The sequence below is a fragment of the Billgrantia sulfidoxydans genome (genome assembly GCF_017868775.1).
GTDB lineage: Bacteria > Pseudomonadota > Gammaproteobacteria > Pseudomonadales > Halomonadaceae > Halomonas > Halomonas sulfidoxydans.
On sequence record NZ_CP053381.1, the window covers coordinates 4,475,154 to 4,491,948 of the forward strand.

At 64.4% G+C, this 16,795-nt stretch carries 16 protein-coding genes; 8 read left to right on the top strand and 8 right to left on the bottom strand.

What is annotated here, in order from left to right:
- Positions 1-339: 339 nt before the first annotated feature.
- The 4 genes from HNO51_RS20835 (at position 340) to HNO51_RS20850 (ending at position 3,362) form a co-directional block, all read left to right on the top strand.
- On the top strand, positions 340-1,521 hold the full coding sequence (locus HNO51_RS20835; protein WP_197449023.1) for a hypothetical protein: 1,182 nt from the start codon (positions 340-342) through the stop codon (positions 1,519-1,521).
- A 137-nt stretch (positions 1,522-1,658) separates the two neighbouring features.
- Positions 1,659-1,982: a hypothetical protein gene (locus HNO51_RS20840; RefSeq protein WP_209538209.1), complete on the top strand. Its 324-nt coding sequence runs from the start codon at positions 1,659-1,661 to the stop codon at positions 1,980-1,982.
- Between the two features lie 20 nt (positions 1,983-2,002).
- Positions 2,003-2,716: a C39 family peptidase gene (locus HNO51_RS20845; RefSeq protein WP_197449025.1), complete on the top strand. Its 714-nt coding sequence runs from the start codon at positions 2,003-2,005 to the stop codon at positions 2,714-2,716.
- Positions 2,717-2,825: 109 nt separating this feature from the next.
- On the top strand, positions 2,826-3,362 hold the full coding sequence (locus tag HNO51_RS20850) for a hypothetical protein (RefSeq protein ID WP_209538210.1): 537 nt from the start codon (positions 2,826-2,828) through the stop codon (positions 3,360-3,362).
- A gap of 53 nt (positions 3,363-3,415) precedes the next feature.
- Here HNO51_RS20850 and HNO51_RS20855 read toward each other — a convergent pair whose 3' ends face one another.
- The 4 genes from HNO51_RS20855 to HNO51_RS20870 all read right to left on the bottom strand — a co-directional run bounded on the left by HNO51_RS20855 (position 3,416) and on the right by HNO51_RS20870 (position 8,704).
- Positions 3,416-4,489, bottom strand: a complete 1,074-nt coding sequence (locus tag HNO51_RS20855) for a transporter (RefSeq protein ID WP_242597169.1) — start codon at positions 4,487-4,489, stop codon at positions 3,416-3,418.
- Positions 4,482-5,885: a sigma-54 interaction domain-containing protein gene (locus tag HNO51_RS20860; RefSeq protein WP_209538211.1), complete on the bottom strand. Its 1,404-nt coding sequence runs from the start codon at positions 5,883-5,885 to the stop codon at positions 4,482-4,484. The genes HNO51_RS20855 and HNO51_RS20860 overlap by 8 nt, the downstream gene beginning before the upstream one ends.
- 47 nt (positions 5,886-5,932) lie before the next feature.
- Positions 5,933-6,604, bottom strand: a complete 672-nt coding sequence (locus HNO51_RS20865; protein WP_197449028.1) for a LuxR C-terminal-related transcriptional regulator — start codon at positions 6,602-6,604, stop codon at positions 5,933-5,935.
- A 732-nt stretch (positions 6,605-7,336) separates the two neighbouring features.
- Positions 7,337-8,704 carry a sigma-54 dependent transcriptional regulator gene (locus HNO51_RS20870; protein ID WP_197449029.1) on the bottom strand — a complete coding sequence of 456 codons (1,368 nt, stop codon included), beginning with the start codon at positions 8,702-8,704 and terminating at the stop codon, positions 7,337-7,339.
- A 453-nt stretch (positions 8,705-9,157) separates the two neighbouring features.
- Between HNO51_RS20870 and rdgB the strand changes: the two genes are divergently transcribed.
- From rdgB to HNO51_RS20890, 4 genes are all read left to right on the top strand, one after another.
- On the top strand, positions 9,158-9,769 hold the full coding sequence (gene rdgB / locus HNO51_RS20875) for an RdgB/HAM1 family non-canonical purine NTP pyrophosphatase (protein WP_197449030.1): 612 nt from the start codon (positions 9,158-9,160) through the stop codon (positions 9,767-9,769).
- Positions 9,769-10,968, top strand: coding sequence for a radical SAM family heme chaperone HemW (gene hemW, locus HNO51_RS20880; protein ID WP_197449031.1), 1,200 nt, complete (start codon positions 9,769-9,771; stop codon positions 10,966-10,968). The genes rdgB and hemW overlap by 1 nt, the downstream gene beginning before the upstream one ends.
- A gap of 27 nt (positions 10,969-10,995) precedes the next feature.
- A complete protein-coding gene (locus tag HNO51_RS20885; RefSeq protein ID WP_197449032.1) occupies positions 10,996-11,679 on the top strand; it encodes a YiaD family glycine zipper/OmpA-like lipoprotein in 684 nt (227 codons plus the stop codon).
- A 94-nt stretch (positions 11,680-11,773) separates the two neighbouring features.
- Complete coding sequence (locus HNO51_RS20890; protein ID WP_209538212.1) at positions 11,774-12,619, top strand: 23S rRNA (adenine(2030)-N(6))-methyltransferase RlmJ; 846 nt, start codon at positions 11,774-11,776, stop codon at positions 12,617-12,619.
- A gap of 4 nt (positions 12,620-12,623) precedes the next feature.
- On the opposite strand, the gene mnmE is transcribed toward HNO51_RS20890, so the two are convergent.
- From mnmE to rpmH, 4 genes are all read right to left on the bottom strand, one after another.
- Complete coding sequence (gene mnmE, locus HNO51_RS20895; RefSeq protein ID WP_209538213.1) at positions 12,624-13,994, bottom strand: tRNA uridine-5-carboxymethylaminomethyl(34) synthesis GTPase MnmE; 1,371 nt, start codon at positions 13,992-13,994, stop codon at positions 12,624-12,626.
- Between the two features lie 112 nt (positions 13,995-14,106).
- Positions 14,107-15,795, bottom strand: a complete 1,689-nt coding sequence (yidC, locus tag HNO51_RS20900; protein WP_209538214.1) for a membrane protein insertase YidC — start codon at positions 15,793-15,795, stop codon at positions 14,107-14,109.
- Positions 15,796-15,913: 118 nt separating this feature from the next.
- Positions 15,914-16,285 (bottom strand): ribonuclease P protein component, encoded by a 372-nt coding sequence (gene rnpA / locus HNO51_RS20905; protein ID WP_197449036.1) that lies wholly within the window; start codon positions 16,283-16,285, stop codon positions 15,914-15,916.
- Positions 16,286-16,298: 13 nt separating this feature from the next.
- Complete coding sequence (gene rpmH / locus HNO51_RS20910; RefSeq protein WP_010626003.1) at positions 16,299-16,433, bottom strand: 50S ribosomal protein L34; 135 nt, start codon at positions 16,431-16,433, stop codon at positions 16,299-16,301.
- Positions 16,434-16,795 lie beyond the last annotated feature (362 nt).

The window sequence follows — 16,795 nt, forward strand, 5'->3', positions numbered from 1 at the left end:
TTTGAAAAATAGCGGCTTGTTTCTCATCACGAAAAACGCTCTCCTGTCGCTGTTACTGTTGCGTAACGTTTTCTTCCTCCCTTGCTGACGCCATGCCTCCGGTGCGCCATGCCTTGCGCCCGTCCCGTCTATTCCAGCGCCGCAACCCCTTGCCAAACAAGGAATGAAGAAACGCCTGGCATGGAGAGTGCGAAGGGATTCCCCGACCAGTCACTGCTTCTCCGTCAGCAAGGTGAAGGGGATCGGGGAATGATTTTTTCTTGGGTCAATCCCGGCGAGAGGCGCGAGCGTCTGGTCCTTCTCTGGAAGAAATATCATGCATGATTAGGGAGAAATGACATGAGAAAGCATTACGTGATTGCAGGATCATCGCTGTTGGCACTGGTCCTGGCCATTTCCCACGCGCACGCCAACCCGAGTTCAGGTTCCGCGGAAAATGTCGACCAGCAGGTCAATTCCGCGGCGCTGGCCGTTGGTGGTGCCGGCGGCAACAGTAGTGGCGGCAACGGGGGTAACGGCGGCAGCAGTAACAGCGCTGCCGGCTCCGGCGCCTGGAACAATGCCAGCGAGATGGACGACGGGGCCGACGCAGGCAGTGACGCCGAGATCTCCGCCAACAGCAACGCAACCAGCGATGCCGGGAATGGCGGAGCCGGTGGCATGGGTGGCGCCGGCGGTGCGGCAGGAGCCGGTGGCGATGCCTGGGCCATGAGCGAGTCCTACAACACCAGCACCAGCGTGGTGGCGATCCAGGACCTGCGTTCCACCGTGACCGGTTCACGCATCAACATCACTGCCGGCAATGGAGCGGCAGGCGGTGCCGGCAGCAGCGGTGGCGATGCCCTGGGCGTGAGCGCAGGCATCGGTGTCGGTGGGTCCGGCGGGGACGGTACCGGCGGTGATGGCGGGGCGTCCATGGCCCATGGTGGCGATGGCGCCGATGGCGGCGACGGTGCCGGCCTGGGCCTGGGGCTGGGGCTTGGCGCAGGCCAGGGCGGCAATGCCGACGGCAGCAACGGCAGCGGGGGTGCCGACAGCAGCGCCGTGGGCGGGCTGGCTGGCAACGTCGCCGGGGATGATGTCGAGGACAACGTGTCCACCTCGGCGGGCGGCAGCAGCAGCGGCGACGCCACTGCCTCGCCCTCTGTCGCGGGGGGCACCGGCGGGGCCGGAAGCGGCACCGGTACCGGCACCGGTAGCGGCACCGGCACCGGCGGCGCCGGCGGTTCGGGCGGCGATGCCATGGCGGGCGCCGGCGGCAGCTCCACCGGCAATGGCGGCGGTGGCGGCGGCGGCACCGGCACCGGCGGCGATGCCTATGCCTACGCCGGCGACGGCGGCGACGGCGGCAACGGTGGCAACGGCGGCAGTGCCTCGCTCGTCACCGGGGGCGCCTCGATGGCGGCAGGCGCCGGTACCTTCGGCGGCATCGCCAACATGAACCTCTCCACCGGCATCTACAACTCGCAGCTGGCGGGCACCAACGTGGCGGCACACAGCAACGTCAATATCGGCAACTGATGGCTGGCGTGAGCTGAAGGCAAAGGGCCGGTGGCAAGGCTGCCGGCCCTTCCTTGGTCCCATTGACGAAGCTGCGAAGAGGGGGCGATGCCATGAGGGGTAACGGGCGAGCGATGCATGTTGTGCTGGCGGCCGGCTTGAGCCTTGCCAGCCCGCTGATGTTGGCGGCGGACGAAGTCACCACGGAGTTCGATGGACTCCATCGCATCGAGCCAGGTGAGCTGCAGAGCATTACCGGCAGGGAGGGGTTCCGCGATCTGGTCAACGTCCAGAGCATCCAGAGCATGGAAGCGGTGGCACAGGGAGCGTCATTTACCGCCGATACGATTGTCTCGGGCAATATCACCGTCGAGGCCAATGCCATGGACAACGTTTCGGGAATCACCCTGATGAACCTCATGACGGGACATGCCAATGCGGTCTCGACAGGGGTGAGCATCAGCGTCTATGCGCCCCAGTGAGACTGGGCAAGGAGGGGGGCATGACCGGAACCCTACGAAGGCTGGGCGCGTCGTCGGCCTGTCTCGTCATCGGTCTGGCGGCGCTTCCAGTGCAGGCGGCCGGGGTGACGATAGCGCTGAACGGAGGCTTCGGTTCCGTGACGGTGGCGGCCAGGAGTCATCACGAGATGCGCTGGGACGGTGTCGTCGCCCAGCAGTACGACTACAGCTGCGGTGCGGCCGCGGTGGCGACCCTGCTCACGTATCACTACGACCGGCCCACCACCGAGGCGGACGTCTTCGAGTCGATGATTCGTGTGGGTGAAGTCGAACAGATTCGGGAGCAGGGCTTCTCCATGCTCGACATGAAGCGCTATCTCGATGGCCAGGGGTTGAACTCGGATGGCTTCCGGGTGGGGCTCGACGATCTGGAGCGCATCGGGATTCCCGCCATCACCCTGATCAATACCGGAGGCTACCGACACTTCGTGGTCCTCAAGGGGATGGACGCCAATAGCGTGCTGCTGGGCGATCCGGCCGTGGGCACCGTGGCGGTGCCCCGGGCGCACTTCGAGTCGATCTGGAGCGGCCTGGTGCTGGGTGCACGCGCCGAGGTGGAAATCGCCAAGGCCAACTTCAACCATGAGCGTGACTGGCGCATCCGCCCCGCGGCTCCCGTCGGCAGTGCCGTCGATCGCGCCGACGTGGCCTCCCTGCTGCTGCAACTGCCGGCGATCAACGAACTGGGGCGTTAACGACATGAGAATGTGCCGAATCCCATGGCGAGCGGCCGCGAGTCACCGGCGTGACCTGGCCCCGCCGGACCTTCCTGCCCGGCCCGGGTGCCTCGGTTGGCTGGGCATCGTGTCACTGTGCCTGTCCAGCGCCGCGCTGCCGGCGGCCGACTTCGCCTACCTGGAGCCGCTCGCCGAGGAGGAGCTGAGAGAGCTGCGCGGCGGGTTCCAGATCTCCGGGCTCGACATGAGCTTCGGGGCCACCCTGCAGACCCTGGTCGACAACGTGCGGATGGACACCGTCTTCGTCATCAACGGAGCGGGCACGGAGATCGTATCCCAGACGATCACCCAGCACGGCGCCATCGATGGCCAGGTCGTCAGCCAGGTCGGGCAGGGCAGCGGCAAGGCCATCATGGAGTTGACCCCGAGCGGTATCAACCTGGCCGGAATGAAGGATTTCCCCGGCCTGGTGGTGAACGACGCCAAGGGTTTCACCTCGGTGTTCCACTCGGCGACCCGCGACGCCATTCTCGGCAGCGTGGTCAGCAATGCCTCGCAGCGCGAGATCCAGCAGCGGCTCGACATCGGTGTCCAGGTGAACAACCTGCCCGCCCTGCAAGCGGCCCAGCAGCGTCATGCCATCACGGAGTCCCTGGCCCGCTAAACGCACGAGTGTCAATAAGGCCCGGTAGTCGGCACCGGGCCTCCGGCCGTGGTTCAGAACACGTTGGAGCCGAAGGGCACCCGTAGCGTTAACACGGTGTTGGGGGCGTCGTCGGTCACGCCCAGCTCCAGGCCCAGGTTGACCGAGACATCCTGGTTGAGCTGGTAGGACCAGCCCAGCAACAGCGAGCCGACATTGAGGGTGCGTGAGCTCTGGGTCACTCTGGCGTCGTCGTCGAAGTACTCGGTTTCGGTCTTGCCGATGAAGTCGTTCTTGAAGCCCAGGGTGAAGGAGGCCCGCGGATTGATGGCGTAGGCCATGCCGAAACTCAGGCGCACCGCATCGCCCGGATCCACCTCGCCGATGTGCAGCTCGTCGGTGAGTTGAATGTCGACGTCGTCGCTCATGTTGTAGAGGTAACCGAGGTTGGCGAAGAACACCGCCGGGTCGGAGGGAAACAGGGCGGTGATGCTGGGCTCGATGGCATGGAAGCCGGAGCCGGTAGCCAGCTCCTTCTCGATGCCGTCGGAATCGCGGGCGATGTCGAAGGGGCCGTCGCCGGTGACGCTCTTGTAGCGCAGGTTGCCGACGAAGAAGGGCCAGCCGTTGTGGCCGCGGTTGAGCTGGTAGCGCGCGGTGACTTCGATGTCCCCCAGGCCATTGCCGGAAAGGTCGCGGTCGATGTCGAAGCTGTCGTCGCCGACCGTGGGGACCGTGGCTCGCACGGTATCGTCGCGATAGACATAGGGCACCTTGAGCTCCATCTCGAGCCGGTCGGTGACACCGAGGCGGCCGGTCAGCGCCGCCGTCCAGATGTCGCGCTCGGCCTCCTCGGCGCTGAAGACTCCGATCAACAGGGTGCTGAGGATCTCGATGCCGCGAAAGGTCAGGCGGTTGACCCCCGAGTGGGAGTACTGCAGCGACGGCTCGAGCACCAGCCGACCGCGCGGCGTCAACACGCCGCCGATGTCCGCGATGGCCTGGACTTCGGGCTGCTCGGGCGGTGCTTCGACCGGGGCCTGGCCCACGGGGGAGGTGATGCCTCCCGGGGTAGCGGATTCTTGGGCCACCACGACCTGGGACAGGCCCAGGGCGGTGGTCAACAGCAGGGCTTGCATTCTAGTCATGTGTCGTTTCCCTTGGTGTCCCGGTTCCGGGGAACCGTTGTGATGAGTGTCGATCGACGATGCGCTGGATGTCGTACTTGTCCAGCAGGCGGTAGAGCGTGACGCGCGAGACCCCTAACTCCCGCGACGTGCGTGCCACGTTGTGGCGATTCCGCTTCAGTGCGTTGAGAATGGTGCTGCGCTCTGCCTGTTCACGGATTTCCTCCAGAGTGGGTGGCTGAAGTGGCTTGCCCGGGTTGGCAATGGGAATGTCCTCCGCCTCGATGCGGGGAGGATTCGACATGAGCATGGCGCGGCAGACCGTATTCATCAGCTCGCGAATGTTGCCCGGCCAGTCGTGGTCCTGCAGTCGCGCCATGGCGGCTGGACTGAAGCCCGTCAGGCCGGAAGGCCTGTAGTGCTTGAACTGTTCGAAGAAGAGCTCGACGAGTGGCTTGATATCCGGCTTCCTCTCCCGCAGCGGCGGTATCAGGATCTCGAGCACGTTCAAGCGATAGAAGAGGTCGAGCCTGAAACGCCCCTCCGCCACGAGCGCAGGCACATCCCTGTTGGTTGCCGCGAGGATGCGCACGTCTGCTCGGGTTTCCTTGCGGCTGCCCAGGCGAAAGAAACGGCGGCTCTCGATGAAGCGCAGCAGGGTCGCCTGCAGGTCATAGGGCAGCTCGCTGATCTCATCCAGAAACAGGGTGCCCCCGGCAGCGGCTTCGATCTTTCCCGTGCGACGACTGTGTGCATCCGTGAAGGCCCCCTTTTCGAAGCCGAACAGCTCGGATTGGATCAGGTTGGGCGGAATGGCACCGCAGTTGACCGCAACGAACGGACCCTCGGCGCGGGAGGAAAGCTCGTGGATGGCCCTGGCGGCCAGCTCCTTGCCGGTTCCCGACTCGCCGCTGATGAACACCGGGGCATCGACGTCGGCGAGGGCATGGATCTGCTCGACGACGCGACGCATGCCGGGGGTGGAGCCGACCATGATCTTCCTGGCGACATGCAGGCGTGCCTGCGTGTCGGCGCGGGTCGACACGGCATGCAGCTTGGCGACGTTGCGCAACAGGCAGACCAGCCCGGGCAGGTCATCCCCGACATGCACGCTGTGGAACAACCGGACAAGCGCGGGCCGGACCCGGGCATCGCTGGCTTGCCGAGCGTTGGTCAAGGCCACCCATTCGAAGCCGCTGTCGAGAACGAGGCCTTCCAGGGCCGACAGACTCTCGGCATCCTCTCCCTGCAGCTGGACGAGTCCGACGTGAAAGTTGCCCTCTGCCATGCAATGGCACGCTTCCTGGTGACTGGCGGCGAGCGTGGTGATGCAACCCTGTTCGTTCAGCGCCGCCAGCAACCTGCGCGAACGCTCGGGGGCTCGATCCAGCAACATCACGTTGGGGGGCGTTTCCATGGCGGATATCCCTAATGACTGCCTCTGGCACGACTCCCTTGCCTGTCTCAGTGCCTCGATTCTCGCTTGTAGCTGGGAGGCACGCTGAACAGGTTGCGCCTGGCCCAGTTCATCGCCTGCAGCCGGTTGTGAACCTTGATTTTCCGGAAAATATTGTAGAGATGGGATTTCACGGTGTGCTCGCTGACGAACAGCTTCTCGGCGATTTCCGAGTTGGTGGCCCCCGTGCCGAGAAGCCCGATGATCTCCAGCTCGCGCTGCGTCAAGCCGCAGGCCGGGCGGTAGGAGTTCATCTGCTGCCGACGCAGCAGCTGGATCATGCGCGACATCAAGGTGCGCGACATCCAGAGGCTACCGCTGTGAAGCGCCTCGATCCCCTTGCAGATCAGCTCCAAGCTGTCGTTCCGATAGAAGATCCCCTGCAGATTGAGCGACGAGAGCAGTTCGACGGCGTGTCCTTCGTCACGCACATTGAATGCCGCAAGGCTGATGTTCTCCTTGCCATCCGCTGCGGCCTGCCATCGCTGCATGTTCGCTTCGCTCAGGTGATCCAGGTCGAGAATCACCAGGACGTCCTCACCTTCATCCATGGATGGCATGGCCTCGGTGTCGACAGCAATGACCTCATGATCCAGCTGGTGTTGAAGGTGTTCGATGAACAGCTTCGACTGAGGGTTGATGGCGGTTACAAGAAGGATTTGGAAATCCATGGCGGCCATGCTCGCCCCTCCTTTATCCGAATTTCAAAATGTAAAAAAATGTAAAATTACGGTGCTTATCGGAGTCTCGGCCATAAACGGCAAAGTTGTTAATACAACTTTTGCATATAGAAGTCGCCATTTATTCTCATGCGTTCTAATTTCTCATACCAGCTGGCTGGTCTCAGAGATATCAGCCTGTTCAAGGGAGTACCTTTCCAGAAACGAAATTCGCTTAAAAATCCAGTTAAAACAATCAACTATAATTATTATGTGATGGTTTTACGGAACAGGGTTACGCCAGGTTTGCAGAGACTGGTGTTGACCGAAGTATTAGGCCGTGACGCCGCGAGTCGGCGCTTTTTCCTCCCTTGCGGCTGATGAAATCCCTTCCGAATTTACCTTTATGCAACACATGCATACAAAGTAGAAAATAAAAAACTCATTAAAACAGTGAGTTACATTTTTGGCATGTCATTTGCTCCTTACATGGCGAGTGACGGCAAGCGTTCATTCTCGAGCATTACAACCATCAGGCAATGGCATGACATCAATCACGCCGAGAACGACACATAGGCAAGGATATGGGCCTCGGTCGCGGACAAAGCGCAGATGCTTTTCGGTAGCGGTGGACTGGGAGCGGAATCCGACGACGCACGATCACTTGACCCTCCGCATGCCGTTCCAGATGTGACGGCTCGCCCCGTACCGCGCCGGCGGCGCCGGACGGTACGGGACCTGCGAGAGGGGACATCAAGCGGACGACAGCGAGATGGAGGCGTCGCGATTGCGCGCCAGCTGGTGCTTTTCCATGAGGCGATAGAGCGTCACGCGGGAAACGCCAAGCTCATCGGCCGCCTTCTTGACCTTGTGCTTGTTGCGGCGCAGGGCGCAGATCAATGCCTCCTTCTCGGCATGGTTACGCGCCTCTTCGAGCGTGACGACGTTGCGGTTCAAGGTGCGCCGCTCCAGGCCCAGATCGATGGGTTTGATCAAGCGCTGCTCACACATGATCATGGCACGGCGTACCCGGTTGATCAGCTCCCGGATATTGCCCGGCCAGGAGTATTGACGCATGAGGGCCAGGGCTTCCTGGCTGAAGCCGCGAACCTTCATGGATTTCTCTTCGATGAATTTATCGAAGAAGAACTTGGCCAGGATCTCGATATCCTCCTGGCGCTCCCTCAGTGGGGGGATGGGAACCTGCAGCACATTGAGCCGATGATAGAGATCTTCGCGGAAGCGTCCCTCCTCGATGGCCTTCTCGAGGTCCATGTGGGTAGCCGACAGCACGCGGACATCGACATGGATCTCATCGACCGCACCGATACGCTGAATGGTTTTTTCCTCCAGGAAGCGCAGCAGGTTGACCTGCAGCTCAAGGGGGAGATCGCCTATCTCATCCAGGAAAAGAGTGCCCCCCGCGGCCGCCTCGATCTGTCCGATCTTCATCTGGCTGGCGCCGGTAAAGGCGCCCTTTTCATGTCCGAAGAGTTCGGACTGGATCAGGTTGCTGGGCAGGGCGCCGCAGTTTACCGCGACGAAGGGTGCCGGAGCGCGCATCGATCGCTCGTGTATGGCACGGGCGGCAAGCTCCTTGCCCGTGCCTGACTCGCCGCTGATGAAGACGGGAGCATCGACGGAGGCGACGCGCCTGATGGTGTCGAATACCTTCTGCATGGCGGGGACCGTTCCCACCATCTCGAATTCCGCTGCCTGGGGCTTGGCCGCTCTCTCCTCGACCCTGAGCCGTTTCATGGCCGCGGCATGCTGCATCAGGCAGTCGACCTGGTCGACGTCGATGGGCTCGGGCTGAAAGGCCATGAAAAGATTGCCCAAGGTCTTGCACAGCACCGGGTCGTCGGGTTCCGGCTCATGGAGCAGTGCCATCCACTCCATGTCCGAGCGGATGACGAGCAGTTCGATACGCTTCAGGTCATCATGGCTGTCGTGCAGGAAAAGAATGCCCGCGGCGTACTCAGCCTCGCTCAATCGAGCCTCGGCCTGGGACAGGGAGCCTGCCGTGTCGATGCGCCAGCCTTTTTTCTGCATGCCTTCAACGAATTCTTGATGGTTGTGGCTCAGCGAGCCGACCATCAAGAGTCTTGCCTTGTTATCCATTATCGCTCGTCCCTTTTCGAATCCTTCGAGGTTAAAGCAAGCGTTGGTTTTTTTTCGTTACCTTCCCTTTATGTTTACTAAATTAGATAGCCGATTGGTATCGGGTCTATAACATTGTTTAACCAAGCCAAGGTCTTGCCGGCTTTCCGGTCAAGATTCCATGACTTGATTTCATTCTTGTCGGTTCGGCGGCTGCGTTGGAGGCAAAGGGGGATCCACTGCCGAGTCACACCGCTTCCCGCAATGTCATCGTCTCGAGGCTGGATGTAAAGATAGGTTACGAACACCCACACAACAAGCCTGCGCGGGTAATATGCCGTACCGGTATTGTTGTTCGTTATCGTGCTGCAACTTCGGCATACCGCGCCTTCGGTCGGAAGAGAGGCTGGTTCAGCCCGACTCAAGGCTCGTGTAAGATGATGGCCTGCGGGTCTTCATTGAAGAGGAAGTATCGTGTCCCCTACCGACGCGCTGGTCCTGGCCAGCGGTAATCCCGGCAAGATCCGTGAGTTCGGCCAGCTTTTCGCGCCTCTTGGGCTGCGGGTCCGGCCCCAGGCCGACTTCGGCGTGACCGACGTCGAGGAAACCGGGCTCACCTTCATCGAGAACGCCTTGCTCAAGGCACGGGCGGCCAGTCGGGCCAGTGGCCTGCCGGCGCTGGCCGACGACTCCGGGCTCGAGGTCGATGCGCTGGCGGGCAGCCCGGGCATCTATTCGGCGCGCTACGCCGGTGAACCCAAGAGCGATGCGCGCAACAACGCCAAGCTGCTGGAATCCCTGTCGGGGGTCTCGGGAGCCGCCCGCAGCGCGCGCTACTGGTGCGCGCTGGTCTACCTGCGCCACGCCGAGGATCCGGTGCCGATCATCGTCCAGCGCAGTTGGGAGGGGGAGATCCTCGAGCAGCCGTGCGGTGAGGGTGGCTTCGGCTATGATCCGCTGTTCTGGCTGCCTGCGCTCGGCAGGAGCGTCGCCGAGCTCGATGCCGCGGAGAAGAATCGCCTCAGCCACCGTGGGCGGGCCCTCGAGGCCATGCTGGCGGCCCTGCGCGAGGCGACCCGGCGCTGATGCCGGCAGCCACCCGGAAGGCGTCGGCACTGCCGCCGCTGGCGCTCTATGTGCACGTGCCCTGGTGCGTGCGCAAGTGCCCCTACTGCGACTTCAATTCCCACGGGGTGGGCCGGGGCGCCGAGTTGCCGGAGGCCGAGTACCTGGCCGCCCTGTTCGACGATCTCGATGCCGACCTGCCGCTGGCGGCGGGCCGGCCGCTGGTCAGCATCTTCATCGGTGGCGGCACGCCGAGCCTGATGTCGGCCGACTTCTATGCGCGCTTTCTCGAGGGGCTGACGCGGCGCCTGCCGCTCGACGAGCGGGTCGAGATTACCCTGGAAGCCAACCCCGGCACGCTGGAGCGGGGGCGCTTCCTTGGTTATCGCCGGGCCGGCATCAACCGGCTGTCGCTCGGCGTGCAGAGCTTCCAGTCGGCCCAGCTCGGGGCCCTGGGACGAATCCACAGCGGTGACGATGCCGTTGCCGCGGTGGCCGAGGCACGCACGGCCGGTTTCGATAACCTCAACCTCGACCTGATGCACGGCCTGCCGGGGCAGACTCCCGAGCTGGCCCTGGCCGACCTGGAGCGCGCCCTGGCGCTCGCGCCGGAGCACCTCTCCTGGTACCAGCTCACGCTCGAGCCCAACACCGAGTTCCACTCGCGCCCGCCCGTGCTGCCCGAGGAGGAGCTGCTCTGGGAGATCCAGGACCTTGGCCATGAGCGGCTCGAGGCGGCGGGCCTTTCGCGCTACGAGATTTCCGCCTACGCGCAGCCTGGGCGGCGCTCCCGCCACAACCTCAATTATTGGCGCTTCGGCGACTACTTGGGCATCGGGGCCGGCAGCCACGGCAAGCTGAGCGCCGTGGACGAGTCGGGGAGGCTTTGGGTCGAGCGCCGCTGGAAGACGCGCCAGCCCGAGGCCTACCTGCGCCGGCGTCGCGATCCGCGCGGCTTCGTCGCCGGCAGCAGCCGGGTCGACGACGCCGAGCTGCCGCTGGAGTTCGCCATGAACGCGCTGCGCCTCGTCGACGGTGTGGCCATGGCCGATTGGCCGGCCCACACCGGGCGCCCCCTCGCGGTGCTGAGCGAACGGCTCGCTGCGGCATATGAAAAAGGACTTCTTGTGGAAGATCGTGAAAGGCTTCAGGCTTCGCCGCGAGGTCTATTATTCTTGAACGAGCTGCTGGCGCTCGTGGACGACGCCGGCACGAAATGATCTCGACACCCTGAACGGAGATTGCCCATGCTCAAAGCTACCCGATTCGTTGCCCCCCTCGCGGCTGCCTTGCTGCTCGCCGGCTGTGCCACCACCGATCCCTATTCGGGGCAGACCCAGCGCAACAAGACCCTGTCGGGAGCCGGGATCGGTGCGGCTGTGGGTGCCGCCGCCGGTGCCCTGTCGGGCGACGGCAGCACCAGCCGTCGCGATCGCGCCGCGATCGGGGCGGTCGTGGGGGCCGCGGCGGGAGCCGGCATCGGTGCCTACATGGATCGTCAGGAACAGCAGCTGCGCGAGAGCATGCGCGGTACCGGCGTCGACGTCGAGCGCCGCGGCGACGACATCGTGCTCAACATGCCGAGCAGCGTGACGTTCGGCTTCGATTCCAGCGATCTCACCGTGCAGGCGCGCAATGCGCTCAACGACGTCGCCAACGTGTTGACCCAGTACACCGATACCCGCGTCAACATTGCCGGGCACACCGACAGCACGGGCGACGACGCCTACAATCAGCGGCTCTCCGAGCGCCGCGCCGAGGCCGTCGGCAGCTACCTGGCCCAGGCAGGCGTGGCACGCAATCGCCTCTCGATGAACGGTTACGGCGAGAGCCAGCCGGTGGCGAGCAACAACACCGAAGAGGGCCGGGCCCAGAACCGTCGCGTCGAGATCACGCTGACGCCGATCGAATCGCAGTTCCCGCAGCAGTAAGCGTCCTCCAACCGCGACATTGCCCTGCAGGCCCGCCACTGCCAGTGGCGGGTCTGTTCGCTGGTCGCTTCCGTTGCGCCTGAGGTCACCGTTCATGCTCTCCTACCAGCATGCCTACCACGCCGGCAATTTTGCCGATCTCCACAAGCACCTCGTGCTGCATGCCGTGGTCGATCACCTGCTGCGCAAGGCCTCGCCGATCACCTTCGTCGATACCCACTCCGGACGCGGGGTCTACCCCCTGGACGCGCCCGAGACCCAGCGTCTCGGCGAGTATCGACACGGCGTGTTGCCGCTGTGGCGGGAACGGGGTCGCCTGGCTGACGAACCGTTGCTGGCAAGCTGGCTCGATGCCGTCACCGACCTGCAGCACGGCGGGCCTCGGCTCGAGGTCTATCCCGGTTCGCCCTGGTGGCTGGCCCGGCGACTGCGCCACGGCGATCGGCTGTGGCTCTACGAACTGCACCCCGGTGAGCACGACCACTTGGCGCAGCAGCCGCTGCCGGCGAATGCCCGGCGGATTCACGGCGATGGCCTGGCGGGCCTGGTCCAGGCGCTGCCGGTCCCCACCCCACGGCTCTGCGTGCTGATCGACCCCAGCTTCGAGCGCAAGGAGGAGTACGCCGAGGTCGCCGGTACGCTGCTGGCGGCGATGCGCAAGGCGCGTCATGGCGTGGTGCTGGTGTGGTACCCGCTGCTGCCGGCTGGGCGTCACCTCGAGCTGCTCGAGCGGCTGCGTGACGGCGGGCTGCGCAAGATCTGGCGCAGCGAGCTGACGCTGCGCCCGCCCGGCGGGGAGCACGGCATGTACGGCAGCGGCATGCTGGTGGTCAACCCGCCGTGGGGACTGGACGAGCGCCTCGCCGCGGCCATGGCGCGGGCCACGCCGCTGCTGGGCGAGGCAAGCCGCTACACGGCCGGTTGGTGGGTGGCGGAGTAGCAGGCTACTTGCCGATACAGAAGCTGCCGAAGATCTCGCCGAGGAGGTCGTCGGCGCTGAATTCGCCGGTGATCTCACCCAGGGCCTGCTGGGCGTCGCGCAGATCCTCCGCCAGCAGTTCGCCGGCGCCATGGCCGGACAGCTGCGCCTCGCCGCTCTCGAGGGCCCGCTGGGCACGATCGAGGGCGTCGAGATGGCGGCGGCGGGCCGAGAAGCGTCCCTCGGTGGTGGTGGAGTATCCCATCACCGTCTTGAGGTGCTCCTTCAGGTTATCCACCCCCTCTCCGGTTCGCGCCGAGAGGCGTATCACCGGCGGCGTCGTGGACAACTCCGCTGTCGCTGCCTCCCGGCTGGCGTCGATCTTGTTGCGCACCAGGGTCAGGCGGGAGGGGTCGGGGAGGCGCGCGACGAACTCGGGCCAGATCGCCATGGGATCGGTGGCATCGGTGGTGGCGGCGTCGACCAGCAGCAGCACACGATCGGCCCTTTCGATCTCGGCCCAGGCGCGGGCCACGCCGATCCGCTCGACCGCATCCGGCGTGTCGCGCAGACCCGCGGTGTCGATCACGTGCAGCGGCATGCCATCCAGATGGATGTGCTCGCGCAGCACGTCGCGGGTGGTGCCGGCGATCTCAGTGACGATGGCGGTCTCCTGCTCGGTGAGGGCGTTGAGCAGGCTCGACTTGCCGGCGTTGGGCCGCCCGGCGATCACCACGCTCATGCCTTCACGCATCAGGGCCCCCTGGCCGGCGGCGGCGCGCACCTCGGCGAGTTCGGCCTGAACGGCGCCGAGCATCTCGGCCACCCGGCCATCGGCGAGGAAATCGATCTCCTCCTCGGGGAAGTCGATGGCCGCCTCTACGTACATGCGCAGCTCGATCAGCCGCTGTACCAGCGCCTCCACTCGACGCGAGAACTCGCCCTGCAGCGAGCGCAGGGCGTTCTCGGCCGCCGTCCTCGAGCTGGCCTCGATCAGGTCGGCGATGGCCTCGGCCTGGGCCAAGTCGAGCTTGTCGTTGAGAAAGGCGCGCTCGGAGAACTCGCCGGGTCTGGCGAGACGGGCGCCGAGCTGCACGCAGCGCTCCAGCAGCAGGTCCATGATCACCGGTCCACCATGCCCCTGCAGCTCCAGCACGTCCTCGCCGGTAAAGGAGTGCGGGCCGGCAAAGAAGAGGGCAATGCCCTCGTCGATGATCGTCCGGTCGCCATGGAAGGGACCGTAGTGGGCGCGCCGGGGCTCGGGGCAGTGACCCACCATGGCCTCGGCGATCGCCGCGCACAACGGCCCCGACGCGCGGATGATGCCCACCCCGCCACGCCCCGGCGGGGTGGCCAGGGCGGCGATGGTGTCCTGGTGATAGAGCGGATGCGACATTGGCTGGCCCTGTTGGTTGCGGCGTCACACGCGGCATTGTCCCGTCGTGGGCCCCCAAACGCCAGACCCCCGCGGGGCGGGGGTCTGGGGTCTGGGGCGACGCCTGGTGCGCTCAGCGCTTGCTCTTGGCCGCCTTGCCCACGCTGGGGTCGTTCTCGATCTTGCGCGTGATCACGTACTGCTGGGCAATCGAGATGACGTTGTTGACCACCCAGTAGATGACCAGGCCGGCCGGGAACCACAGGAAGAAGAAGGTGAAGACGATCGGCAGCATCTTCATGATCTTCGCCTGCATGGGGTCCGGCGGCGTGGGGTTGAGCAGCTGCTGCACGAACATCGAGGCACCCATCAGGATCGGCAGGATGAAGTACGGATCCTTCATCGACAGGTCCTGGATCCAGAGCATGAAGGGGGCATGGCGCAGCTCGACGGACTCCAGCAGCATCCAGTAGAGGGCGATGAACACCGGCATCTGCACTAGGATCGGCAGACAGCCGCCCAGAGGGTTGATCTTCTCCTTCTGGTAGAACTTCATCATTTCCTGGGACATCTTCTGGCGGTCGTCGCCGTACTGCTCCTTGAGGCGCTGCATCTCGGGGCCCAGCTTGCGCATGCGGGCCATGGACTTGTAGGCCTTGGCGGAGAGCGGCCACATGGCCAGCTTGACCAGGATGGTCAGGACGACGATCGACCAGCCCCAGTTGCCGATGATGTCCTGGATATGATCGAGCAGCCAGAACAGCGGGTTGGCGATGAACCACAGCCAGCCGAAGTCGACGGTCAGGCGCAGGTTGGGGGCCACCTCCTCGAGGTAGCTCTGCACCTTGGGTCCCATGTAGAGCGTGGCGCCCAGGCGGGCTTCGCCGTCTGCCGCCACCGAGGTCACCGGGCCGGCAAAGGCGGCCACGCTGCGGTTGCGTGAATCGGTGGTGGCGTATTGCAGGTTCTGCTGGTTCTGGGGCGGCGCCCAGGCCGAGACGAAATAGTGCTGGATGATGGCGACCCAGCCGCCCTGAACGTCACGGTTGTTGAACTTGCCGGACTGGATGTCGTCGAAATCGACCTTCTGGTAGCGGTCTTCCGGCGACGAGTAGGCCCCCCCCAGGTAGGACTTCATGCCCATCGAGACGCCGCTGGAGGGGTCGGGGCTGTTGTCCCGCGCCAGCTGGCCGATGAAGCGGGCCGTGATCGGCTCCTCGGTGTTGTTGGCCAGGAGGTAGCTGACCTCGACCGCATAGCTGCCGCGTTCGAAGGAGAAGCGCTTGATCACGTCGACGCCGTTCACCTCGCCGTGAAGGTCGACGTCGAGGCGGCCCTCGTCGTCGGCCAGGCGGTAGCTGGTGTTCTCCGGCGTGAAGCCGATGCGGCCCCCGTGGCCGTCCACCTGCAGTCCCGAGCGGGCCACGTAGCTGCGTGTCTCGTTGTCCGAGAGCAGCACGTAGGGGCGGTCGGAGCCCAACGCCACGCGATGCTGGGGCAGGGCGGCGTAGACGATGTCACCCCCCTGGGGGTCGATGCGAACGTCGAGCACGTCGGTCACCACGGCGACCAGATCGCGCGTGCCGCTCGACGGCTCCGCCTCGGCCGGCATGTCGCCGGCCATCTCCTGTTCCGCCCGAGGCGCGGCGGGTACCGCCAGGCCATCCTCGTCAGGTGCCTGCTGCTCGTCGGCGGCCGGTGCGGTGATGGCGGGAGCGTCAGGCTCAGGAGCAACCTGGCCATAATCCTGATTCCACTGCACGACCAGCAGGTAGGCGAGCACGGCCAGTGGAATCAGCAATAGGAGTCGTTTTACGTCCATGAGGGTTCTGCCCGGTGGGTAGTGAACATGCCGCTGGAACGAAATCCGCTGCCATGTAGGAAAGGTCGATAGCCTGCCGAGACAGGCTATCGAAGCGGAGTAAAGACTCCGTATCCGGTCAGGAGGTCATCGACTTACGGACGTCACGCTCCAGGCGGCGCCACATGCCGAAGAACTGGCGATGCAGCGTGGCCCGGTCCAGCTCGTTCGCGCCACGCCGAGCCAGCAAGACGATGTCGACGGCGGGTAGCGAGCGCTGCTGCAGGCGGATGGATTCACGAGCGAACCGCTTGAGGCGATTGCGATCCACGGCCCTGCGGACGTTCTTCTTGCTGATGACCAGGCCAAGGCGGGGGTGGTCCAGTCCATTGGGGCACGCCAGGGCCATCAGCCCCTTGCCATGTACCTTGAATGCAGCGTGATCGAAAACGTATCGATAATCCCCGGCAGTCAGCAGACGCAGCTGCTTGGGGAAACCATGACCGGACACGCGCAATCCGAGATCAGGCGCTCAGACGCTTGCGGCCCTTGGCGCGGCGGCGAGCCAGAACGGCGCGACCATTCTTGGTAGCCATGCGCGCACGGAAACCGTGGACACGCTTGCGCTTCAGAACGCTGGGTTGAAAGGTACGTTTCATAACACTGGATTCCCACGTGGTTTATTGACGGAACGTCTTACAGGAATGCCCTGGCTCCCGCGATAGGAACCAGGGGCGGATTCGGTTCAAGACCGGAAATTGTAGAGACTTCGGCTGCCCGACGCAATTGTTCCGCTCGAAGCCGTGGGGCTTGTCGTCGCCGCCGGCGGGGCGGGGGCGTGGCCTCGATACCGCGATGGCCAGTCGTCCGCTGTGGTCAATACTGGGGACGAGCACTGTTGATAAGTCGAAGCTTTAATTAATAAACAATGGTATAGGTCGTGTTCAGGGCTGTGGAAAAGCGTTTCGTAAATGCGCAGCGCTGGCGGCCTGCCGGCCTGGCCTGCGCTTCCTGCGGCGCC